Source organism: Cellulomonas fimi, from assembly GCF_028527925.1.
Taxonomy (GTDB): domain Bacteria; phylum Actinomycetota; class Actinomycetes; order Actinomycetales; family Cellulomonadaceae; genus Cellulomonas; species Cellulomonas fimi_C.
This window is the reverse complement of the sequence record NZ_JAPESW010000005.1, coordinates 1-22574: the sequence shown is the minus strand read 5'-3', so window position 1 is coordinate 22574 and position 22574 is coordinate 1. Positions and strand designations below refer to the sequence as shown.

20 protein-coding genes are annotated in these 22574 nt (G+C 74.0%); 15 read left to right on the top strand and 5 right to left on the bottom strand.

Annotated elements, in window-relative coordinates; all coding sequences use genetic code 11:
* Positions 1-99: 99 nt before the first annotated feature.
* On the bottom strand, positions 100-2586 hold the full coding sequence (locus OMK64_RS03775; RefSeq protein ID WP_272726641.1) for a phosphoketolase family protein: 2487 nt from the start codon (positions 2584-2586) through the stop codon (positions 100-102).
* Between the two features lie 295 nt (positions 2587-2881).
* On the opposite strand from OMK64_RS03775, the gene OMK64_RS03770 reads away from it, so the two are divergent.
* The 10 genes from OMK64_RS03770 to OMK64_RS03725 all read left to right on the top strand — a co-directional run bounded on the left by OMK64_RS03770 (position 2882) and on the right by OMK64_RS03725 (position 13133).
* Positions 2882-3718, top strand: coding sequence for an SURF1 family protein (locus OMK64_RS03770; protein ID WP_272726640.1), 837 nt, complete (start codon positions 2882-2884; stop codon positions 3716-3718).
* Between the two features lie 15 nt (positions 3719-3733).
* Complete coding sequence (locus OMK64_RS03765; RefSeq protein ID WP_272726639.1) at positions 3734-4531, top strand: SDR family NAD(P)-dependent oxidoreductase; 798 nt, start codon at positions 3734-3736, stop codon at positions 4529-4531.
* A 171-nt stretch (positions 4532-4702) separates the two neighbouring features.
* Positions 4703-4882 carry a hypothetical protein gene (locus OMK64_RS03760; protein ID WP_272726638.1) on the top strand — a complete coding sequence of 60 codons (180 nt, stop codon included), beginning with the start codon at positions 4703-4705 and terminating at the stop codon, positions 4880-4882.
* Positions 4879-4971, top strand: coding sequence for a potassium-transporting ATPase subunit F (locus tag OMK64_RS03755; RefSeq protein WP_272726637.1), 93 nt, complete (start codon positions 4879-4881; stop codon positions 4969-4971). Before OMK64_RS03760 ends, OMK64_RS03755 begins: the two co-directional genes overlap by 4 nt.
* Positions 4968-6629 (top strand): potassium-transporting ATPase subunit KdpA, encoded by a 1662-nt coding sequence (gene kdpA / locus OMK64_RS03750; protein ID WP_272726636.1) that lies wholly within the window; start codon positions 4968-4970, stop codon positions 6627-6629. Before OMK64_RS03755 ends, kdpA begins: the two co-directional genes overlap by 4 nt.
* Positions 6626-8758 carry a potassium-transporting ATPase subunit KdpB gene (gene kdpB, locus OMK64_RS03745; protein WP_272726635.1) on the top strand — a complete coding sequence of 711 codons (2133 nt, stop codon included), beginning with the start codon at positions 6626-6628 and terminating at the stop codon, positions 8756-8758. Before kdpA ends, kdpB begins: the two co-directional genes overlap by 4 nt.
* Complete coding sequence (gene kdpC / locus OMK64_RS03740) at positions 8758-9432, top strand: potassium-transporting ATPase subunit KdpC (protein WP_272726634.1); 675 nt, start codon at positions 8758-8760, stop codon at positions 9430-9432. Before kdpB ends, kdpC begins: the two co-directional genes overlap by 1 nt.
* Complete coding sequence (locus tag OMK64_RS21010; RefSeq protein ID WP_272726633.1) at positions 9429-12056, top strand: DUF4118 domain-containing protein; 2628 nt, start codon at positions 9429-9431, stop codon at positions 12054-12056. The genes kdpC and OMK64_RS21010 overlap by 4 nt, the downstream gene beginning before the upstream one ends.
* Positions 12053-12751 carry a response regulator gene (locus tag OMK64_RS03730; protein WP_272726632.1) on the top strand — a complete coding sequence of 233 codons (699 nt, stop codon included), beginning with the start codon at positions 12053-12055 and terminating at the stop codon, positions 12749-12751. The genes OMK64_RS21010 and OMK64_RS03730 overlap by 4 nt, the downstream gene beginning before the upstream one ends.
* A gap of 85 nt (positions 12752-12836) precedes the next feature.
* Complete coding sequence (locus OMK64_RS03725) at positions 12837-13133, top strand: nucleotidyltransferase family protein (protein ID WP_272726631.1); 297 nt, start codon at positions 12837-12839, stop codon at positions 13131-13133.
* 215 nt (positions 13134-13348) lie between these two features.
* On the opposite strand, the gene arfB is transcribed toward OMK64_RS03725, so the two are convergent.
* From arfB to OMK64_RS03710, 3 genes are read right to left on the bottom strand one after another with little or no spacing between them, the layout of a single operon-like run.
* Complete coding sequence (gene arfB, locus OMK64_RS03720; RefSeq protein ID WP_272726630.1) at positions 13349-13777, bottom strand: alternative ribosome rescue aminoacyl-tRNA hydrolase ArfB; 429 nt, start codon at positions 13775-13777, stop codon at positions 13349-13351.
* 6 nt (positions 13778-13783) lie between these two features.
* Complete coding sequence (locus OMK64_RS03715) at positions 13784-15517, bottom strand: ABC transporter ATP-binding protein (protein ID WP_272726629.1); 1734 nt, start codon at positions 15515-15517, stop codon at positions 13784-13786.
* Positions 15514-17325, bottom strand: coding sequence for an ABC transporter ATP-binding protein (locus tag OMK64_RS03710; RefSeq protein WP_272726628.1), 1812 nt, complete (start codon positions 17323-17325; stop codon positions 15514-15516). The genes OMK64_RS03715 and OMK64_RS03710 overlap by 4 nt, the downstream gene beginning before the upstream one ends.
* 157 nt (positions 17326-17482) lie before the next feature.
* On the opposite strand from OMK64_RS03710, the gene guaA reads away from it, so the two are divergent.
* The 5 genes from guaA to OMK64_RS03685 all read left to right on the top strand — a co-directional run bounded on the left by guaA (position 17483) and on the right by OMK64_RS03685 (position 21989).
* Positions 17483-19093, top strand: a complete 1611-nt coding sequence (gene guaA / locus OMK64_RS03705; protein ID WP_272726627.1) for a glutamine-hydrolyzing GMP synthase — start codon at positions 17483-17485, stop codon at positions 19091-19093.
* Positions 19094-19122: 29 nt separating this feature from the next.
* Positions 19123-19509: a DUF3817 domain-containing protein gene (locus OMK64_RS03700; protein WP_272726626.1), complete on the top strand. Its 387-nt coding sequence runs from the start codon at positions 19123-19125 to the stop codon at positions 19507-19509.
* 11 nt (positions 19510-19520) lie between these two features.
* Positions 19521-20657: a glycosyltransferase family 4 protein gene (locus OMK64_RS03695; protein WP_272726625.1), complete on the top strand. Its 1137-nt coding sequence runs from the start codon at positions 19521-19523 to the stop codon at positions 20655-20657.
* A gap of 197 nt (positions 20658-20854) precedes the next feature.
* A complete protein-coding gene (locus OMK64_RS03690; protein WP_272726624.1) occupies positions 20855-21334 on the top strand; it encodes an aromatic ring-opening dioxygenase LigA in 480 nt (159 codons plus the stop codon).
* Positions 21335-21500: 166 nt separating this feature from the next.
* On the top strand, positions 21501-21989 hold the full coding sequence (locus tag OMK64_RS03685; RefSeq protein WP_272726623.1) for an aromatic ring-opening dioxygenase LigA: 489 nt from the start codon (positions 21501-21503) through the stop codon (positions 21987-21989).
* 118 nt (positions 21990-22107) lie between these two features.
* Here OMK64_RS03685 and OMK64_RS03680 read toward each other — a convergent pair whose 3' ends face one another.
* Positions 22108-22290, bottom strand: a complete 183-nt coding sequence (locus tag OMK64_RS03680; RefSeq protein WP_272726622.1) for a hypothetical protein — start codon at positions 22288-22290, stop codon at positions 22108-22110.
* Positions 22291-22574: the final 284 nt, after the last annotated feature.

Below are 22574 nucleotides of genomic sequence, written 5' to 3'. Positions count from 1 at the left end.
CGGGACCTGCGGGCGGGTCGCGGCGGTTCGCGGTGGCGTCGGCGCGACCCGCCCGGGTCCGGGGTCGGGCACCTCGCTCACGAGGGCCCGAGGGGGCGGTTACTCGTTGTCACCGCCGGTCGAGATGGTGGCGTTCTGCTGCGGGCCGCCCTGCTCGGTGCCGGTCTCGCCCGCGTCCGGCCACACCCAGTCGCGCACCTCGGGCAGGTCGTCGCCGTGCTCGCGGGTGTACTCGCGCGCCTCGATGCGCTTGTCGACCATGCGCTGACGCAGGCCGGCGTACGCGGTGCCCAGGTGCGGGACGCGGTCGATGACGTCGATGACGAGGTGGAACCGGTCGAGGTCGTTGAGCATGACCATGTCGAACGGCGTGGTCGTCGTGCCCTCCTCCTTGTACCCGCGCACGTGGATGTTCGCGTGCCCGTTGCGGCGGTACGTGAGGCGGTGGATCAGCCACGGGTAGCCGTGGTACGCGAAGATCACCGGCCGGTCCGGGGTGAACAGGCCGTCGAACTGCGTGTCGGAGAGCCCGTGCGGGTGCTCCTTCTCATCCTGCAGACGCATGAGGTCGACGACGTTGATGACGCGGACCTTGAGGTCCGGCAGCTCGCGCTTGAGGATGTCGGCCGCCGCCAGCACCTCGAGCGTCGGCACGTCACCCGCCGCGGCGAGCACGACGTCCGGCTTCTCGCCCGGCACCTCCGTGCCGGCCCACTCCCAGATGCCCAGGCCGCGCGTGCAGTGCGCGACCGCCTGGTCCATCGTGAGGAAGTTCGGCGCGGGCTGCTTGCCGGACACCACGACGTTGACGTACTGCCGGCTGCGCAGGCAGTGGTCGTACGTCGACAGCAGGGTGTTCGCGTCCGGCGGCAGGTACACCCGGACGACCTCGGCCTTCTTGTTGACCACGTGGTCGATGAAGCCGGGGTCCTGGTGGCTGAAGCCGTTGTGGTCCTGCCGCCACACGTGGCTCGACAGCAGGTAGTTGAGCGACGCGATGGGCCGGCGCCACGGGATGTGGTTCGTGACCTTGAGCCACTTCGCGTGCTGGTTGAACATCGAGTCGATGATGTGGATGAACGCCTCGTAGCAGTTGAACAGCCCGTGGCGGCCCGTGAGCAGGTACCCCTCGAGCCAGCCCTGGCACTGGTGCTCCGACAGCATCTCCAGCACGCGGCCCGCGCGGGACAGGTGCTCGTCGACCTCCTCGCCGTAGAAGTCCGCGTTCCACTGCTTGTCGGTGGTCTCGAACACCGCCTGCAGACGGTTCGACGCGGTCTCGTCCGGGCCGAAGATCCGGAAGTTGTCCGGGTTCTGCCGGATCACGTCCGTGAGCCACTGGCCGAGCACGCGCGGCGCCTCGCTGATCGACCCGCCCGGTGTCGGGACGTCGACCGCGTAGTCGCGGAAGTCCGGCAGGCGCAGGTCCTTGAGCAGCAGACCGCCGTTGGCGTGCGGGTTGTCGCTCATCCGCAGGCCCGCGGGCGGCGTGAGCTCGCGGATGTCGTCGTGCAGCCGGCCCGCCTCGTCGAAGAGCTCGTCGGCCCGGTACGACTCGAGCCACTGCCGCAGCACGTCGAGGTGCTCCGGGGTGTCCCGCGCGCTCGCGAGCGGCACCTGGTGCGCGCGCCACGAGCCCGTCGTCTTCTTGCCGTCGATGTAGTCCGGGCCGGTCCAGCCCTTGGGCGTCCGGAAGACGATCATCGGCCACTGCGGGCGGTCGTCCTTGCCGTCGTGCGCGAGCCGCTTGATCTCGGCGATCTCGTCGAGCACCTCGTCGAGCAGCGTCGCGAAGCGGCGGTGGATCGACTCGTGCGACTCGTCGTCGAAGCCGGCGACGAACACGTGCGGCTTGTGGCCGTAGCCGACCATGAGCGCCTCGAGCTCGTCGTCGCTGATGCGCGCGAGCACCGTCGGGTTGGCGATCTTGTAGCCGTTGAGGTGCAGGATCGGCAGGACGACGCCGTCCTTCACCGGGTTGACGAACTTGTTCGAGTGCCAGCTCGTCGCGAGCGGGCCCGTCTCGGCCTCGCCGTCGCCGACGACGGTCGCGACCAGCAGGTCGGGGTTGTCGAACGCCGCGCCGTACGCGTGCGACAGCGCGTAGCCGAGCTCGCCGCCCTCGTGGATCGACCCGGGCGTCTCCGGCGCGACGTGGCTGGGGATGCCGCCCGGGAACGAGAACTGCCGGAACAGGCGCTTGACGCCCTCGGCGTCCTCGGTGATGTCCGAGTACACCTGCGAGTACGTGCCGTCGAGGTACGCCGCGGCCACCAGACCCGGACCGCCGTGGCCGGGACCGGTGACGTAGATCGTCGACTGCTGCCGCTCGGCGATGACGCGGTTGAGGTGCGCGTACAGGAAGGTCAGGCCCGGCGTCGTGCCCCAGTGGCCCAGGAGGCGCGGCTTCACGTGGTCGCGGTCCAGCGGCTCGCGCAGCAGCGGGTTGTCCAGCAGGTAGATCTGCCCGACGGACAGGTAGTTGGCCGCGCGCCACCACTGGTCGATGCGTGCCAGGGTGTCCGCGGACACGGGTTCGCCGGACCCTGTGCGCCAGGTGGTCGCGGCGGACGTCGCAGTGCTCATGCTCAGCTCCCCATCGTCGTCCGGCGCCTCTCGCCGGAGCCCCCGTTGCCAGCGTTCCCTCAGATCGCACCGCCGTGCGGGACTTCCGGCCTACACCGGCGGACGACGGCACGTCCACGTGTCATACAACCGCAGAAAGGGGCCCTGCGCAGCGGGTGACGTTCGTCTCGTCCGGGTCGTCGCCAGGTGTTCGCGCGCAGGTCAGCCCGTGTGGGGGTGGACGGCGCGAGGACGTGCCCGGTCCCTCGCGGAGCTGCCGGCGGGTGCCGGACGCGGCCCGGGTTACCGTGACCCGGTGACCGAGCCCGACGCGCCCACGACGACGTGGTGGCAGGCCGCCCGGCGGCCGCGGATGCTGCTGCTGCTCGTCGTGCTGCTCGGTGCCGCCGCGGTGTGCGGGCGGCTCGGCGCGTGGCAGCTCGACCGTGCCGAGGTCCGCGGTGCGCGCGCCGAGGCCCGCCACGTCGCGGAGCAGGTCGCCGCCGACCCGGTGCCGCTCGAGGGCGTCCTCGCGCCGCAGACCGCGTTCCACGGCGACATGGTCGGGCAGAAGGTCGCGGTGACCGGGACGTACGACGCGTCGGGACAGCTGCTCGTCCCGGGGCGTGCGCACGACGACGTCACCGGCTACCTGCTGCTCACGCCCCTGCACGTCCCGCAGGCGGCGGCCGACGGCGACGACGCGGTGCTGCCCGTCGTCCGCGGGTGGGTCGCGTCGCCCGCCGACGCCGACGTGCCGCCGTCCGGGCAGGTCGACGTCGTCGGCTACCTCCAGGTGTCCGAGTCCGCGGGCAGCGGTGTGCGCGACGGGCAGACCGACGCGATCAGCTCGCCCGAGCTGCTCAACGTGTGGGGCGGGCCGATCTGGACCGGGTACCTCGTGGTGGCGTCGTCGGACCCGGCGCAGTCGCCGGACGTCCTGCTGCTGGACCCGCCGCGGTCGCCGGGGTCAGGCCTCAACATCCAGAACCTCGCCTACGCCGCGCAGTGGTGGATCTTCGGCGGGTTCGCGGTCGCGCTGTGGTGGCGGCTCGTGCGCGACGAGGCGGCGGGGGACCGTCGGCCGCCGGAGCACGACGGCGAGCCCGCCCCCGAGCCCGATCCCGACGGTGGGCGGTCGCCCGTCGCGTGACCTAGCGTCGGTCGCATGACCGTCCTGGACCTCAGCGGCCGGACCGCGCTCGTGACCGGCTCGACGCAGGGCATCGGCGCCGCGATCGCCACCGGCCTCGCGAGAGCCGGCGCCCGCGTGGGCGTCAACGGTCGTTCGCAGGCGTCCGTCGACGCGGCGATCGCCCGCATCGGCGAGGACGTGCCCGGTGCGGACCTGGTCGCGGCGCCCGGCGACGTGGCGACCGACGACGGCACCGCCGCCGTGCTGGAGCGGCTCCCCGACGTCGACGTGCTCGTCAACAACCTCGGCATCTTCGGGTCGCGCCCGGCGCTCGAGATCACGGACGACGAGTGGCGCCGCTACTTCGAGGTCAACGTGCTCACCGCGGTCCGGCTGACGCGGGCGTACCTGCCCGGCATGACGTCGCGCGGCTGGGGACGCGTGCTCATGATCGCGAGCGACTCCGCCGTCGTGATCCCCGCCGAGATGATCCACTACGGCGTCTCCAAGACGGCCCTGCTGGGCGTCGCGCGCGGCTTCGCGAAGGAGGCTGCCGGCACGGGGGTCACCGTCAACTCGGTCATCGCCGGCCCGACGCACACCGGCGGCGTCGAGGACTTCGTCTACCAGCTCGTCGACCGCTCGCTGCCGTGGGACGAGGCGCAGCGCGAGTTCATGCGCCTGCACCGGCCGCAGTCGCTGCTCCAGCGGCTCATCGAGCCCGAGGAGATCGCGAACCTCGTCGTCTACCTGTCCTCGCCGCTCGCCTCGGCGACCACGGGTGGCGCCGTCCGCGTCGACGGCGGGTACGTGGACTCGATCCTCCCCTGACGCCCGCCCAGCGACGCCGAGCCGTCAAGGCTCGTGCGCCCACCGTCAAGGAACCGTCAGGACGGCCGGAACGGGCCGCAGCGCGGCGTAGACCTGCGGGTGCGGTCCCTCCCGAGGACCGTCGGGCGCTCCGGCGTGAGCGTCCGCACGCCGTCCTGAAGGTGGCATCCCGTGGCCGACATGGCCCTCGTCGCGCTGACCGTGGTGTTCTTCGCCGCCGTCGCGCTCGTCGCCCGACGCGCGGACCGGCCGTCCGCGCTCCCCGCCGACCTGCCGTCCGCCCCCTCCGCCGAGCGGCCCGCCGCACCGGGCGGCGCTCCGGCCGCCGCACGACCGGGGGAGCGGTCGTGAGCGGCCTCGACGTCGCGGCGCTCGTCGTCGCGGCCGCGCTGCTCGTCTACCTCGTCGTACAGCTGCTGCGCGCCGACAAGGTGCGGTGAGCGCGATGGCTGCACTTCTCCAGGTCGGCCTCGTCGTCGCCGTCCTCGCCGCCGCGCACCGCCCGCTCGGGGCGTACCTCGCGCGCGTCTTCACCTCGCGCCGCCACCTCGCGGTCGAGCGTGCCGGGTACCGCGTCATGCGCGTCGACCCCGACGCCGAGCAGCGGTGGAGCACCTACCTGCTGTCGCTGCTCGGCTTCTCGCTCGCGTCGGTGCTCGTCCTCTTCGGGCTCGCGCGGCTCCAGGACCGGCTGCCGCTGGCGGTCGGCGCACCGCCGATGGACCCTGCGGGTGCGTGGAACACCGCCGTCTCGTTCGTGACGAACACGAACTGGCAGTGGTACTCGGGCGAGACCGCCGCAGGTCACCTGCTGCAGATGAGCGGGCTCGCGGTGCAGAACTTCGTGTCCGCCGCCGTCGGGCTGGCTGTCGCCGTCGCGCTGATCCGCGGGTTCGCGCGGTCCGGGACCGACGCGCGCGTCGGCAACTTCTGGGCGGACCTCGTGCGCGGCTCGGTCCGCGTGCTGCTGCCGCTCGCGTTCGTCGCGGCGCTCGCGCTCGTCGCGGGCGGCGTGATCCAGAACCTGCACGCGCCGACGGAGGTCACGACGCTCGCGGGTGGCACGCAGCACGTGCTCGGCGGGCCCGTCGCGTCGCAGGAGGCGATCAAGCAGCTCGGCACCAACGGCGGCGGCTTCTTCAACGCCAACTCGGCGCACCCGTACGAGAACCCGACGCCGTGGACGAGCGCGCTGCAGGTCGTCCTCATGCTGCTCGTGCCGTTCTCGCTGCCCCGCGCGTTCGGGCTCATGGTCGGCGACCGTCGGCAGGGCTGGGCGGTGCTCGCCACGATGGGCGTGCTGTGGGCCGGCTCGGTCGCGCTGTTGACCTGGGCGGAGACCGCCGGACCCGGGCTCGCGCCCGCTGCGGCCGGTGCCGCGCTGGAGGGCAAGGAGACGCGGTTCGGCGCGGCGGCGTCCGCGCTGTTCGCCGCGTCGACGACCGGCACGTCGACCGGCGCCGTCAATGCGATGCACGACTCGCTCACCGCACCCGGCGGCGGCGTCACGCTCGTGAACATGCTGCTCGGCGAGGTCGCACCCGGCGGCGTCGGCAGCGGGCTCTACGGCCTGCTCGTCCTCGCGATCGTCGCCGTCTTCCTCGCCGGGCTCATGGTCGGGCGCACACCCGAGTACCTCGGCAAGAAGATCGGGCGGCAGGAGATCACGCTCGTCGCGCTCGTCGTCCTCACCATGCCCGCGGTCGTCCTGGTCGGCACCGCGCTCGCGGTCGCGCTGCCCGCCGGGCAGGCCGGCATCCAGGAGGCCGGACCGCACGGGCTGTCCGAGGTGCTGTACGCCTTCGCGTCCGCCGGCAACAACAACGGGTCCGCGTTCGGCGGGCTCACGAGCGGCACGCCCTTCTACGACGTCCTGCTGGGCGTCGCGATGCTCGTCGGCCGGTTCGTGCCCATCGCGCTCGTCCTCGCGCTCGCCGGGCGGCTCGCCTCGCAGCGGACCGTGCCCGCCGGGTCCGGGACGCTCCCGACGCACGGCCCGCTGTTCGTCGGGCTGCTGGTCAGCGTGACCCTCGTCGTCGTCGCGCTCACCTTCGTCCCCGTCCTGTCCCTCGGTCCCGTCGTGGAGTCCCTGTCATGAGCACCACCCTGAGCCCGGCCCGCCCGACCGGGCCGTCGGCCGGCGCCGGCCCGCACCGCGTCGCTCCCGCCTCCGCCCTCTCCGGACGCCAGCTGCTCGCCGCCGTGCCCGCCGCGCTGCGCGGCCTCGACCCGCGGCGGCTGTGGGACGCGCCGGTGCTGCTCGTCGTCGAGGTCGGCGCCGCGTTCACGACCGTGCTCGCCGCGCTGGACCCGTCCGTGTTCGCGTGGGCCGTCGCGCTGTGGCTGTGGGCCACCGTGCTGTTCGCGACGCTCGCCGAGGCCGTCGCCGAGGGGCGCGGCAAGGCGCAGGCGGCGAGCCTGCGGGCGACGCAGCGGCAGACGACCGCGCGGCGGGTCGTCGGGGCCGCCGGTGCGGGGGTGCTCGGGGAAGCGGACGTGCCGACCGAGGACGTGCCGTCGTCGGTGCTGCGGGTCGGGGACGTCGTCGTGGTCGCGGCGGGGGAGACGATCCCGTCCGACGGCGACGTCGTCGAGGGCGTCGCGTCCGTCGACGAGTCGGCGATCACCGGCGAGTCGGCGCCCGTGATCCGCGAGTCGGGCGGCGACCGGTCCGCCGTCACGGGTGGGACCGTCGTGCTGTCGGACCGGATCGTCGTGCGCATCACCGCGCAACCGGGGCAGACGTTCGTCGACCGGATGATCGCGCTCGTCGAGGGCTCGGCGCGGCAGAAGACCCCGAACGAGGTCGCGCTCAACGTGCTCCTGACGACGCTGACCATCGTCTTCCTGCTGGCCGTCGTGACGCTCCAGCCGTTCGCGACGTACAGCGGCGCGACGCAGGACCTCGTCGTGCTCGTCGCGCTGCTCGTCTGCCTCATCCCCACGACGATCGGCGCGCTGCTGTCGGCCATCGGCATCGCGGGCATGGACCGGCTCGTGCGACGCAACGTGCTCGCGATGTCGGGGCGGGCGGTGGAGGCCGCGGGGGACGTGGACGTGCTGCTGCTCGACAAGACCGGGACGATCACGCTCGGCAACCGCCAGGCCGCCGACCTGCTGCCCGCGCCGGGGGTCGCGGCGGAGGAGCTGGCCGACGCGGCACAGCTGTCGTCGATGGCCGACGAGACGCCCGAGGGCCGGTCCGTGCTGGTGCTGGTCAAGGAACGGTTCGGCCTGCGCGCCCGGGCCGAGGGCGACCTCGCGGGCGCGGTCCTCGTGCCCTTCTCGGCACGGACGCGCATGAGCGGCGTCGACCTGCCCGGCGCCGAGCGACGGGTCCGCAAGGGGGCCGCCGCGGCCGTCACGCACTGGGTGCGGTCGACCGGCGGCGACGCGGGTCCCGACGTCGCGGCCACGGTCGACGCGAGCTCCGCGTCCGGCGGCACGCCGCTCGTCGTCGCCGAGCAGGTCGGGTCGGCGCCCGCGCGCGTGCTCGGCGTGATCCACCTCAAGGACGTCGTGAAGGAGGGCATGCGCGAGCGGTTCGACGCGCTGCGCGCCATGGGGATCCGCACCGTGATGGTGACGGGCGACAACCCGCTGACCGCACGCGCGATCGCCGCCGAGGCCGGGGTCGACGACGTGCTCGCCGAGGCGACACCCGAGGACAAGCTCGCGCTCATCCGGCGCGAGCAGCAGGGCGGGCGGCTCGTCGCGATGGCCGGCGACGGCACCAACGACGCACCCGCGCTCGCGCAGGCCGACGTCGGCGTCGCCATGAACACGGGGACGACCGCCGCCAAGGAGGCGGGGAACATGGTCGACCTCGACTCCAACCCGACGAAGCTCATCGAGATCGTCGAGATCGGCAAGCAGCTGCTCATCACGCGCGGCGCTCTCACCACGTTCTCGATCGCGAACGACGTCGCGAAGTACTTCGCGATCCTGCCCGCGATGTTCGTCGGCGCGTTCCCGCAGCTCGGCGTGCTCGACGTCATGCGGCTGCACTCGCCCGAGTCGGCGATCCTCTCCGCCGTCGTGTTCAACGCGCTCGTCATCGTCGCGCTGCTGCCGCTCGCGCTGCGCGGCGTCGGGTACCGGCCCGCGTCCGCGTCCGCGATGCTCCGCCGCAACCTGCTCGTCTACGGCGTCGGCGGGCTCGTCGCGCCGTTCGTCGGGATCAAGCTGGTCGACCTCGTCCTCTCCCTCCTCCCCGGGATCGCCTGATGTCCACGCTCACCTCGTCCGTCCCCGTCGCTGCCGCCGCCGCGCCCGTCGCGTCGGGGCGGCCCGCCACTCTCGTCCCGTTCGTGCGGCAGACCCTCGCCGGCCTGCGCGTGCTGCTCGTCCTCGCGGTCCTGCTCGGCGTCGTCTACCCGCTCGCCGTCACCGGCGTCGCGCAGGTCGCGCTCGGCTGGCGGGCCGACGGGTCGCTCGTCGCGGCCGACGGGTCGCACGTGCGCTCCCGGTCGGACGCCGTCGGGTCCGCCCTCGTCGGGCAGTCCTTCGACGGGCCGCGGTGGTTCCAGCCGCGCCCCTCCGTCGCAGGCGACGGGTACGACACGCTCGCGTCGGGCGGGTCGAACCTCGGGCCGAACAACCCCGACCTCGTCGCGACGATCGAGCAGCGCCGGGCCGCCGTCGCCGAGCGCGAGGGCGTCGACCCGGCGTCCGTCCCGCCCGACGCCGTCACGGCGTCCGCGTCCGGGCTCGACCCCGACATCTCGCCCGCGTACGCGCGCCTGCAGGTCGCGCGCGTCGCGCGGGAGAACGGGCTCCCCGTCGCGGACGTCGCGGCACTCGTCGAGCGCAGCATCGTCGGACGCGACCTCGGCTTCCTCGGCGAGCCGCGCGTCAGCGTGCTGCGCCTCAACCTGGCGCTGCGGACAATGGGCTCGTGACCAGCCCGGACGGCGCCGCACGTCGCGGACGCCTCACCGTCTACCTCGGCGCCGCACCGGGCGTCGGCAAGACGTACGCGATGCTCGACGAGGCGCACCGCCGGCTCTCGCGCGGCACGGACGTCGTCGTCGGGCTCGTCGAGACGCACGGCCGGGCGGGGACTGCCGCGCTGCTCGAGGGGCTCGAGGTCGTCCCGCGCCGCACGATCGCCTACCGCGGGCAGGACCTCACCGAGCTCGACGTCGACGCGGTCGTCGCGCGCCGGCCGGAGGTCGCGATGGTCGACGAGCTCGCGCACACCAACGTCCCCGGCTCCCGGCACGCCAAGCGCTGGCAGGACGTGCACGACCTCCTCGACGCCGGGATCGACGTCGTCACCACCGTCAACGTGCAGCACCTCGAGTCGCTCAACGACGACGTCGAGGCCATCACCGGCATCCGCCAGCGCGAGACCGTCCCCGACGAGGTCGTGCGCGCCGCCGACCAGATCCAGCTCGTCGACCTGCCGCCCCAGGCGCTGCGCCGCCGGCTCGCACACGGGAACGTCTACCGGGCCGAGCAGGTCGACGCGTCGCTGTCGTCGTACTTCCGCGTCGGCAACCTCACCGCGCTGCGCGAGCTCGCGCTCCTGTGGCTCGCCGACCGCGTCGACGACGCGCTCACCGACTACCGGCGCGACCACCGCATCGACGCGCCGTGGCCCGCGCGGGAGCGCATCGTCGTCGCCGTCACCGGAGGCTCCGAGAGCGACACCCTCATCCGCCGCGGGGCTCGCATCGCACAGCGGGCCGCAGGCTCCGAGCTGCTCGCCGTTCACGTCCTCGCGACCGACGGCCTGCCGAGCGCCGGTCCTGCGCGCATCGCCGAGCAGCGGCGACTCGTCGAGTCCCTGGGCGGCACGTTCCACACCGTCGTGGGCGAGGACGTCGCGACCGCCGTCGTCGACTTCGCGCGCGGGGTCAACGCGACGATGGTCGTCGTCGGGGTGTCCCGACGCCCACGCTGGCGCGAGGCGCTGTCCGACAGCGCGGGGACGTCGATCGCGCGCATGGCGGGGGCCGTCGACGTGCACCTCGTCACGCACGAGCGCGCCCGCTCCGGGCGCCTGTCGATGCGGCGGCGGTCGCCCCTGTCCCGGACCCGGCAGGTCGCCGGGTGGCTGCTCGCCGTCGTCGGGCCGATCGCCTTGACGGCCGTGCTCTCGGCGCTCGACGGGGGAGTGACCCTCGCGACGGACCTCATGCTCTTCCTCGCGCTGACGGTCGGTGTCGCGCTCGTCGGAGGCCTCTGGCCGGCCGTCGTCAGTGCCGTCGCCGGGTTCCTCCTGCTCAACTGGTTCTTCACCGTGCCGACCGGCCGGCTCACGATCGCGCAGCCCGAGAACGCGCTCGCCCTCGCCGTGTTCGTGCTGGTCGCCGCCGGTGTGGCGTCCGTCGTCGACCTGGCCGCCCGCCGCAGCGCCGAGGCGTTCCGCGCGCGCGCCGAGGCCTCGACCCTGGCGTCGGTCTCGCGCGCCGTGCTCACCGGCGAGGACACCGCCGACGCCCTCGTCGCCCGCCTCCGCGAGACGTTCACCCTCCGCGCGGTCTCCCTGCTGGAACGATCCCCGGACGGTCCGGCCCACGGCCCGACTCCCACGAGTGACGCAGGCGACGTCGACGCGCCCGACGGCGGGCCTCGTCGTGCCGGGCGACCGCGATGGGTCGTGCTCGCGTCCGACGGTCCGGAGCCACCGACGACACCCGACGACGCGTCAGCGGTCGTCACGGTCGACGACATGCGCGTCCTCGCGCTCGACGGCCGCGTGCTGCCCGCGTCCGACCGCCGCGTGCTCGACGCGTTCGCCTCGCAGGTCGGTGCCGTCCTGGAGCAGACGCGCCTGCGCCGGGCCGCCGAGCAGGCCCGCGTCCTCGAGCAGGCCGACGCGACCCGCACCGCGCTGCTCGCGGCGGTCTCGCACGACCTGCGCACCCCGCTCGCCACGATCCGCGCGTCCGTCGACGCCCTCACCGCGACCGACCTGCACCTCGCCACGGTGGATCGTGCGGCGCTGGTCGACACTCTCGGCGACGCGACCGGCCGCCTCGAACGCCTCATCGACAACCTGCTCGACCTGTCGCGCCTCGCGACCGGCTCCGTCGCCCCGGTCCTCCGTGACGCCTCGCTCGACGAGATCGTGCCGCTCGCCGTCGAGGGCTACCCGCACGACGCCGTCCGCCTCGACCTCCCCGAGACCCTGCCGCTCGTCCGCACCGACTCCGGCCTGCTCGAACGCGTCGTCGCCAATCTCGTCTCCAACGCCGTCCGCCACGCCCCGGCCGGTGCCCCCGTCGTCGTGAGCGCGTCCCCGGTCGGGACAGGGCTCGTGCTGCGCGTCGTCGACACCGGACCAGGGCTCCCCGACGACTCGAAGGAGCGCATGTTCGAGCCGTTCCAGCGCCTCGGCGACGCGAGCGGCACGGGCCTGGGCCTCGGCCTCGCCGTCGCGTCGGGCCTCGCCACGGCCGTCGGCGCCGATCTCCATGCCGAGGACACCCCGGGCGGAGGCCTCACGATGGTCCTCGTGCTGCCTGTCGCCGACACCCCCGACCGCGTCGGCGTGCCGTCGGAGGTGACGTCGTGAGCGAGGAACGTCCGGGCGCCCACGTGCTCGTCGTCGACGACGAGCCCGGCCTCGCGCACGCCCTCGCGATCACGCTCCGCGCGTCCGGCTGGCAGGTGACGACGGCGGCCGACGGCGCCCACGCCCTGTCAGCCGCCGCGCACCACCGCCCCGACGTCGTGCTCCTCGACCTCGGCCTGCCCGACATGAGCGGCCTCGACGTCATCACGGCCCTGCGCGCGTGGACGCGCGTACCCATCGTCGTCCTGTCCGCGCGCCAGCACGGCGAGGACAAGGTCGACGCCCTCGACGCCGGCGCCGACGACTACGTGACCAAGCCCTTCGCGATGAACGAGCTTCTCGCGCGCCTGCGCGCCGCCGTCCGCCGCGCCGCCGTCCCCGACGACCCCGGCGAGGCGGTGGTCACCGCCGGCGACCTCACGATCGACCTCGCCCGCGCCCGCGTGCTGCGCGGCGGCTCCGAGGTCCGTCTGACCCCGACCGAGTGGGCGATGCTCGAGGTTCTCGTCCGCAACCGCGGCCGCCTGGTCTCCCGCCGCCAGCTCCTCCAGGACGTGTGGGGTCCCGGCTACTCCGACGAGACGCACTACCTGCGCGTCTACTCCGCCCAGCTCCGCCGCAAGCTCGAGGACGACCCGTCCCACCCCCGCCACCTCATCACCCACCCGGGCCTGGGCTACACCTTCGAACCCTGACACGCACGACCCGAGCCGGCTTGTCCGCGCTGGTCACACCTAGCGCGACCTGCCGTGGACATTCGCGTCCCGCTAACCTGTCGGCGTGATCGAGGTCGACGAGCGTCTGCGCACTGCGCTGGCCGACTTGTGCGCTCGGTACGGCTTCGCCAGGCTCGAGGTGTTCGGGTCGGTGGCCCGCGGCGAGGATGACGACCGGTCGGACGTCGACGTGATGTACGACCTCCTCCCGGGACGTCATCTGACCTGGGAGGTCGTCGATGCGGCGGACGACCTCGCCGCCATCATCGGGAGGCCGGTCGACCTCGTCTCCCGACGAGCCGTCCACCCTCTGCTCCGTGAGCACGTCGAGGCCGAGGCCCGGATGCTCTATGCGGCGTGACGTGAGCACGGTGAAGTTCCACAGCAGCGCATCGCGGACCGTGGGGTTGTCGTCGACCGCGGCGTCGAGCGACTGATCGCCTTTGCGGCGCGGGTCGACCTCGTGCGCCCACGGGTGACCGTCCGTCCCGCGCGCCGGTGACCCGGTCATGGGTACCGCTGGTGGTACCACAGCGGTACTCATCGCCGCGTCGTGAGTCGGAGAACTGACAAGCGTCAGCCGAGGCGGGGGCGGCGACGGAGCTCCTTGACCGCGCGGCGCTGGCGCTCTCCCGCGGCTCGGCGTTCGCGGGATGCCCGGCTCGGCCGGGTCGCGCGGCGGGGCGGGCCCGGGGGAGCGAGGGCCTCGTCGAGGAGCGCGACGACGCGCGTGAGCGCCGCCTCGCGGTTGCGGAGCTGCGACCGGTGCTCGGACGCCGCGACGGTGAGCACGTCACCGCGCAGTCGTGACGCGAGACGCGAGCGGACGCGCTCCTCCTGCTCGGGCACGGCCCACAGCACGGCGGAGACGTCGACCGACAGCTCGACGCGCGAGTCGGCGGTGTTGACGCCCTGACCGCCGGGTCCGCTCGACCGCGAGAAACGCCACGAGAGGGCGTCGTCGGGAAGGACGACACCCCCTCGCAGCGCGATCGGCGCACCCATGTCAGATCACTCGTGCTGCCACGAGTGCCACAGGGCGGCGTAGTCGCCACCCGCGGCGACGAGCTCGTCGTGCGGGCCGATCTCGGTGATCCGCCCGGCGTCGACGACGGCGACGCGGTCGGCGTCGTGCGCGGTGTGCAGCCGGTGCGCGATCGCGACGACGGTCCGGCCTTCGAGCACCGCGGACAGCGACCGCTCGAGGTGCCGCGCGGCACGCGGGTCCAGCAGCGACGTCGCCTCGTCGAGGACGAGGGTGTGCGGGTCGAGCAGCACGAGCCGTGCGAGCGCGATCTGCTGCGCCTGGGCGGGCGTCAGCGGGGTGCCGCCGGATCCGACCTCGGTCGTGAGCCCGTCGGGCAGCGCGGACACCCACTCCCACGCGTCGACGGCCCGCAGCGCGTGCTCGAGCTCGGCGTCGGTCGCGTCCTCCTTCGCCAGGCGCAGGTTGTCGGCGAGCTCGCCGACGAACACGTGGTGCTCCTGCGTGACGAGCGCGACGTGCCCGCGCAGGTCCTCGAGCGGCAGCTCGACGAGCGGCACGCCCCCGACGGTGACGGACCCGCCCGTCGGCGGGTGGATGCCGGCCAGCATGCGCCCGAGCGTCGACTTGCCCGCGCCGGACGGCCCGACGACGGCGAGCCGCTCACCGGAGCGCAGGTCGAGGTCGATGCCGTGCAGCACGTCGTGCCCCTCGCGGTACGCGTACCGCAGGTCACGCGCCGACACGTCCTCGTCGACGGGCTCCGCCGTCCCCGGCTCACGGTCCGGCGCGACGAGCTGCACGCCGACGATCCGCGCGAGCGACGTGGCCGCGACCTGGATCTCGTCGACCCAGAAGATCAGCTCCCAGACCGGCCCGGTGACCTGGTACGTGTACATGACGATCGTCGTGACCGCGCCGAGCGACGCGTACCCCTCGGAGACCAGGTACCCGCCCCAGACCAGCACCGCGACGGGCGCGAGCACGAACGCGAGGTCGATGCCGGGGAACAGGACCGTGCGCAGGTCGAGCGTGACCTTCTCGGCGGCGAACGCCTCGCGCAGGTCGTCGCGGACGCGGGCCTCGCGGCGCGGGCCGAGGCGCAGCGCGTCGACGGTCCGGGCGCCCTCGACGGACTCGGTGATCGTGCCGTTGAGCGCCGCGTACGACGCCGACTCGCGCTGGTAGGCGGGGGTCGCGCGCTTGAGGTACCAGCGGACGACCACGAGCATGCCGGGCACCCCGACGAACATCGCGATCGCCACGAGCGGCGACAGCAGCACGCTCGCGACGACGGTGAGTGTGATCGTCACGACCGCGACGATGACGCGCGGCACGCCGAACCGGACCGCGTGCTGCAGCCGGTTGACGTCGTTCGTCGTGCGCGCGACCAGGTCGCCCGTGCCGGCGCGCTCGACGGTCGACAGCGGGAGCGACGTGACGGTCGCGATGAACTCCTCGCGGAGCTCGGCGAACACCTTCTCGCCGAACACCATCGACGTCCGCTGCGCGAACCGGATGAGGACGGTCTGCGCGAGCACCGCCAGCACGCCCAGCCCGATGAGCGTGTTGACGTACGAGACGGTCGTGCCGTCGGTGACCGCGTCGACGAGCCGCCCGAGGATGAACGGGCCCGAGAGGCCGGCGACCGCGGCGAGCGTGTGCAGCGTCGCGATGCGCGAGAGGTCGCCGCGGTGCGTGCGGAACAGGCGGCCGGTGTACGCGCGCACCGCCGCCGAGTCGGCGATGGGGAGCTTCACGGTCGTCCTCCTGCGGGCGAGACGTCGGCGAGGTCGTCGGTGACGGCCACGCCGTGGGGCGGGGTGTCGGCGTCGTCGAGCACGCGGCCGACGACGCGGCGGTAGGCGGCGGCGACGGCCGGTCCGGCGGCGCCGTCGAGCAGCTCGGCGTGCGCGCCGCGGGCGACGAGCCGGCCGTCCTGCACGAGCTGCACCTCGTCGACGTGGTCGAGCACGAGCGGCGACGCGGTGACGACGAGCGTCGTGCGCCCGCGCCGGTGGTCGGCGAGCCGGGCGGCGATGCGCGCCTCGGTGTGCGCGTCGACGGCGCTGGTGGGCTCGACGAGCACGAGGATCTCCGGGTCCATGAGCAGTGCCCGCGCGAGCGCGACCCGCTGCCGCTGGCCGCCGGACAGCGAACGGCCCTTCTCGGGCAGCTCGCCGGCGAGGCCGTCGGGCACGGAGTCGAGCACGTCGTGGGCGTCGGCGAGCGTGATCGCGTCGAGCAGCCGCTGCTCCTCGCGCGACCCGTGCACGTCGAGCTCCTCGCCGAGCGCGCCGGAGAACAGGTGCGGCGTGGCCTCGGCGACGACGACGCGCGTGCGCACGTCCTCCTTGTGCAGGTCGGCGAGCAGCACGCCGCCGAGCCGCACGGGCGTGTCCTTCTCGGTCTCGTCGTCGAACCGGCCCATGCGGGTGGCGATGCGGGCGGACTCGTCGGGGTCGGCGCTGACGAGGGCGACCACACGCCCGTGCTCCAGCACGACGCCGCTCGTCTCGTCGACCAGCGTCGACCCGGTGGGCGGCGCCTCCGCGGTGCCCGGGCGCGCGCCCGTCGCGGGCACGACCTGCAGCACCTTGACGACCTTGCCCGCGCCGACGTGGGCGCGCGTGGCCGACTGGAGGAACATCGTGGCGTTCTGCACGGGCCACGCGAGGAAGGCCGCGTACCCGTAGGTCGCCACGAGCTGCCCGGGGGTGATGGTCCCGTCGAGCGCCATGTGCGCGCCGAGCCAGATGAGCACGGCGACGAACATGCCGGGCAGCAGCACCTGCAGCGCGTCGAGCCAGGACTGCGTGACCGCGACCTCCTCGCCGCGGCGGCGCACGCGCTGCGACTGCTCGCGGTAGCGCGCGTTGAAGACGCCCTCGCCGCCGATGCCGCGCAGGATGCGCAGGCCGGAGACGGTGTCGGCGCCGAGCGTCGTCAGACGTCCCGACGCCTCACGCTGGGCGATCTGACGCTTCTGCAGGGGCTTGACGAGCAGGCCGAGCGCGGCGGCGACGGTCGGCAGGCCGAGCAGCACGACGAGGCCGAGGGTGACGGACACGCGCAGCATGAGGACGGCGGCGACGCCGTAGGCGACGAGGCTGCCGATGAACCGGGCGGCGATCGCGTAGACCTCGCCGACGCGCAGCGCGTCGTTCGCGACGGCCGACACGACCTCGCCCGTCGGGAGCTCGGCGGTGATCGCGTGGCCCGAGCGCGCCACGGTCCGACCGACGAGCTGGGACGACGTGAACGCGGCGCGCAGCCAGTTCTGGACGTCGAAGCGGTGGCCGATCGCGCCCGCCCCGGCGCTGACGACGCCGAGCGCCCCGAGCGCACCCGCGGCGCGCCACAGGTCGGGTCCGAAGCCGTGCTCCAGACCACCGTCGATCGCGCGGCCGGTGAGATAGGGGAGCAGCGCCTGGCAGGCGAACAGCACGATCCCCAGCAGCACGGCGACCGTGAGGATGCCCCACTGCCGACGGGCGAGCCACCAGAGGTAGGCGACGGGACCGGTCAGCGGCGGGGTGCCGGGGTCGGGGAGGGGGAGCGAGCGCACGAGCGTCAACGTTACGACCGGGTACCGACACGGCTCGAACCCTTATCGGCGCTCGTCGGGCCGGCTCGTCGAGGCAGCGCTGCGAGGCGCCGCGTGACGTCCGCCACCGCGCGGACGACCGGGCCGAGGACGGCCGTGCGACGACTACCCTGGGGGCGTGACCCAGACGCCTGAGCCGCTGTCGCCTGCGCACCCTCCGGTGCCCCCCGCGCACCGTCCGGTCCTCGTCGTCGACTTCGGCGCCCAGTACGCGCAGCTCATCGCGCGCCGGGTCCGTGAGGCGAACGTGTACTCCGAGATCGTCCCGCACACGGCCTCCGTCGCGGACCTCCTCGCGAAGGACCCGGCCGCGATCATCCTGTCCGGGGGCCCGTCGTCGGTGTATGCCGCCGGTGCCCCGTTCGTCGACCCGACGCTGTTCGAGGCCGGCGTCCCGGTGCTCGGCATCTGCTACGGGTTCCAGGCGATGGCGCAGGCGCTCGGCGGGACCGTCGCGCAGACGGGGCAGCGCGAGTACGGCGGCACCGCGGTCGAGGTGACCGACACCGGCACGGTCCTCGCGGGCAGCCCCGAGCAGCAGACGGTCTGGATGAGCCACGGCGACGCGGTGCACGCCGCGCCCGAGGGCTTCGAGGTGCTCGCGACGAGCGCCGGCAGCCCGGTCGCCGCGTTCGAGGACCGGGAGCGCCGCCTGTTCGGCGTGCAGTGGCACCCGGAGGTCAAGCACTCGCCGCTCGGCCAGAAGGCGCTCGAGAACTTCCTCTACGAGGGCGCGGGCCTGCGGCCCGACTGGAACCCCGGCAACGTCATCGCCGAGCAGGTCGAGCGCATCCGCGCACAGGTCGGCGACGCGCGCGTCATCTGCGGGCTCTCCGGCGGCGTCGACTCGTCGGTCGCCGCCGCGCTCGTGCAGAAGGCGGTCGGGGATCAGCTGACCTGCGTGTTCGTCGACCACGGGCTGCTGCGGTCGGGCGAGGCCGAGCAGGTCGAGAAGGACTTCGTCGCCGCGACGGGCGTGCAGCTCAAGATCGTCGACGCGCGCGAGCGGTTCCTGCACGCGCTCGCGGGCCACACCGACCCCGAGACCAAGCGCAAGATCATCGGCCGCGAGTTCATCCGCGTCTTCGAGGACGCCGCGCGGGAGGTCGTCGAGGACGCGGGCGCGCACGGCGAGGCCGTGAAGTTCCTCGTCCAGGGCACGCTCTACCCCGACGTCGTCGAGTCCGGTGGCGGCGAGGGTGCGGCGAACATCAAGTCGCACCACAACGTCGGCGGGCTGCCGGACGACCTGCAGTTCGAGCTCGTCGAGCCGCTGCGGACCCTGTTCAAGGACGAGGTGCGCGCCGTCGGCCTCGAGCTCGGCGTGCCCGAGGCCATCGTCTGGCGTCAGCCGTTCCCCGGCCCGGGCCTCGGCATCCGCATCATCGGCGAGGTCACCGCGGAGCGCCTCGACGTCCTGCGTGCGGCCGACGCGATCGCGCGCGAGGAGCTCACGAAGGCCGGGCTCGACCGCGAGATCTGGCAGTGCCCCGTCGTGCTGCTCGCCGACGTCCGCTCGGTCGGCGTCCAGGGCGACGGCCGCACCTACGGCCACCCCGTGGTGCTGCGGCCCGTCTCGTCCGAGGACGCGATGACGGCCGACTGGACGCGCCTGCCGTACGACGTGCTCGCCACGATCAGCACGCGCATCACGAACGAGGTGCCCGAGGTCAACCGGGTCGTCCTCGACGTGACGAGCAAGCCGCCGGGCACGATCGAGTGGGAGTGACCGGTGGGACGACGGAAGGACCAGCAGCGGTGAGCGACGGCACGACGGCGACGAGCACGGACCCCTGGGTCAAGCGTGCCCGCGGGGCGGCGCAGCGGTACCGGGCACTCGCGTGGATCACGGGCACGATGCTGCTCCTGCTGTGCGTCGAGCTCGTCCTCAAGTACGTCTTCCAGGTCAACGGGTACGACGCCGAGGGCCACCCGAAGGCCGTCATCGGCGCGTGGGTCGCGTTCGCGCACGGCTGGATCTACGTCGTCTACCTCGTCACCGTGGTCGACCTGTGGTCGACGATGCGGTGGCGGCTCGGCCGGCTCGCGACGATGGCCGCGGCCGGTGTCGTGCCCGTGATGTCGTTCGTGCTCGAGCGGAAGGTGCACCGCGAGGCGCTCGCCGCGATCGACGCGCGCGCCTGACCGGAGGGCCCGTGCGGATCGTCCACGTCTCCGACTGCTTCGCGCCGCGTACGGGCGGCATCGAGTCGCAGGTCGGCGACCTCGCCGCCCGGCAGGCGGAGCAGGGTCACGACGTGCACGTCCTCACCGCGACGCTGGGCACCGCGGGGGAGCGCGGCGGTGTGGTCGACGTCGAGCACGGGGTACACGTGCACCGGCTCGGCGCGCGGTTGCCCTTCGACCTCCCGATCAACCCCGCGGCCGGCCCGCGCCTGCTGCGCACCGCGTTCGACGACCTCCGCCCCGACGTCGTCCACGTGCACGCGGGCGTGCTGTCGCCGTTCGCGTTCGACGGCGCGCGGCTCGCGCTCGACGCCGGCCTGCCGACGGCGGTGACCTGGCACTGCATGCTCGACGGCACGGTGCCGGCGCTGCGCGGCGCGGTCCGGCGCACGCGCTGGGCGGACGCCCCGCTCGCGCTGTCGGCGGTGAGCTCCGCCGCGGCGGCGCGCGTCGAGGCGGTCTTCGAGACGAAGGTCGCGGTCGTGCCGAACGGGCTGGACCTCGACGCGTGGGCACCCGCGGACGACGCGACGACGCCCGCCGCCGAGGACGAGTCCGCACCGGTCCGGCTCGTGTCGACGATGCGGCTGGCGCCTCGCAAGCGCGCGGTGCCCCTCGTCGAGCTCGTCGGCGCCGCCGCCCGACGGCTGCCACGCGGTCGGCTGCACCTGTCCGTGATCGGGTCGGGACCGGCGATGGGCCGCGTCCGGACTGCGGTGTCGGCGCACGGGCTCGACGGCGCGGTCGACCTCCGCGGGCGGCTCACGCGTCCCCAGGTGCGCGCCGCGTACGCGCACGCCGACGTGTTCCTCGCTCCGGCCGAGCTCGAGGCGTTCGGGATCGCGGCCCTCGAGGCTCGGACCGCGGGGCTCGCCGTCGTGGCGCGCCGGGGCACCGGCATCGCCGAGTTCGTCGCCGACGGCGTGGACGGGCTGCTGGTCGCGGACGACGCCGAGATGACGGAGGCCGTCGTGCACCTGGCCAAGGACGGTCGCCTCCTGGCGGGGATCCGTGCGCACAACCGCTCCGTACGGCCCGCGTTCGGCTGGGACGACGTGCTCGGTGCGGCGCTCGCGGAGTACGACCGCGCTCGCGCGATGCGCTGACCTCGACTTTCGATACGTCTTTGTTGCGAACGCACTGAACCGTTTCGTCGCGCGTCCCGTCGTCACATCGTGGACAACTACGCGCACGCGGCGTGTGACAGCGGCTAGCGTCACGACTCCGCGCGGTGCATGCCACAGCCGGGGCGGTCGCCGACCCCCCGGCCTCACCATCACACCGGAACGACAGGGGGACCACCATGTCCGCACGTGCACGTCGCCGTCCCGCCCGGCTCCTCGGCACCCTCGTCCTCGCGCTCGGAGCGCTGCTGGCCGTCGCCGGCGTCGCCACCTGGTTCGGTGTCGGCGCGAGCCTCGGCCAGGAGGAGATCCGCGTCTCCGACGACGCCCCGGCCTTCGCCGGCCAGCTCGTCGACACCCCGTGGGAGGCGTGGGCGCAGGCCGAGGCGATCCGCGGTCACGCGCTCGCCGAGTCCGACGGCCGCACCTACGCCGAGCTCGACCAGGACGACGCCGCACGACCGATGGTCCAGACGGCCTCGTTCCTGCGCGCGTCGCTCATGACGTCGGTCATCGCGTTCGGCGTCGCGCTGCTCGTCGTCGGCGTCGGGGTCGGGTTCCTGCTCGTCGGCGGGGCGCTGCGCTCGCTCGCCGCACCGCCGACCGGGACCCGTGACGACGCCACCGACGGCGCGCGGCCCGTCGCCGTCCCCGCCTGACCACGGCCCGGTCGACACGCCCGCGTGCAGGCGCGGGCGTGTCGACCGATTCCTCCCGCTGCCACCTGGGGATACGCTCGAAGCGCACGGTGCTGTCTCGTGAGCTCGGCCTGTCGGGCCCGGGTGTCCGGGCCCGTTCTGTCAGTGGTGCAGAAGGGATCGGGAAATGTCGAGTGCTGCAGTGGGGGAGCGGTCGGGCGCGGTGCGCGTCGTCGGCCTCATCACCTTGATCCTGGGCGTCGTCTTCATCGTCGCCGGGGGAGTCACGTGGGGAGCGGTGTCGAGCAACCTCGCCGCCGAGAAGATCACGGTGTCCGACGACGCGTCGGCCTTCCAGGGCCAGCTCGTCGACACGCCCTGGGAGGCGTGGGTCCAGGCGGACGTCATCAACACGCACGCGCTCGAGGCGTCGGACGGCAAGACGTACGCCGAGCTCGACCAGGACGACCCGACGCGCTCGACGGTCATGACCGCGTCGTTCCTCCGGGCGTCGCTGTTCACCTCGGTCGTGGCGTTCGGCGTCGCGCTCCTCGTGTTCGGCGTCGGCGTGACGTTCGTGCTCGTCGGCTGGGCGCTGCGCAAGCTCGGGACCGTCCCGCGCGCCGTCGTGGCCGACACGACCCAGACGGCGCCGCCGGCGACCGCCAACGCCTGACCGACCGGGCCGCGTCGAGGCGGCCCGCTCGGTGGAGCGACGAAGGTCCGGTCCCCCGGGGGTGGGGACCGGACCTTCGTGCGTGCGGGCGGCCACGGCGGGGTGCGGCCGCCCGACGTCAGCGCCGCGCGGCGGCCGCTGCCTGGCGCGAGCTGCGGGCGGCCGACAGCAGCGACCCGACCAGCAGCGCCGCTCCCGCGACCGCGAGCAGCACGATCAGCGCGAGCTGGACGTCGATCGCGAGGCCCGACGCCCACGCGAGGATCCCCACGCCGATCGCTGCGAGGACCAGCCCCCACACGACCGTGCCGACGCGCAGCCGGGCGCGCGGCGCCGTCTCCGGCTCGACGGCCGGCGGGGTGGTCGTCGCCGCGGCGGACGACGCAGCCGGGGCGGGGATCGGCGCCGAGGCCGGTGCCGGGGCCGGTCGGGCGGCCGTCGCCGGGGTCGACAGGCCCGCGAGCTCGTCGATCAGCGCCGCGCGCCCGGCTGCGCGGCGGCACGGTCGTGTGGGGGCTGGTCCTCGCAGCGATCGGCGTGGGGATCCTCGCGTGGGCGTCGGGCCTCGCGGTCTGCGGCCAGCTC

Coding starts and splice junctions, on each gene's coding strand:
- OMK64_RS03775 (WP_272726641.1), bottom strand. CDS start 2,586: ATGAGCACTGCGACGTCCGCCGCGACCACCTGGCGCACAGGGTCCGGC.
- OMK64_RS03765 (WP_272726639.1), top strand. CDS start 3,734: ATGACCGTCCTGGACCTCAGCGGCCGGACCGCGCTCGTGACCGGCTCG.
- kdpB (WP_272726635.1), top strand. CDS start 6,626: ATGAGCACCACCCTGAGCCCGGCCCGCCCGACCGGGCCGTCGGCCGGC.
- kdpC (WP_272726634.1), top strand. CDS start 8,758: ATGTCCACGCTCACCTCGTCCGTCCCCGTCGCTGCCGCCGCCGCGCCC.
- arfB (WP_272726630.1), bottom strand. CDS start 13,777: ATGGGTGCGCCGATCGCGCTGCGAGGGGGTGTCGTCCTTCCCGACGAC.
- OMK64_RS03690 (WP_272726624.1), top strand. CDS start 20,855: ATGTCCGCACGTGCACGTCGCCGTCCCGCCCGGCTCCTCGGCACCCTC.
- OMK64_RS03685 (WP_272726623.1), top strand. CDS start 21,501: ATGTCGAGTGCTGCAGTGGGGGAGCGGTCGGGCGCGGTGCGCGTCGTC.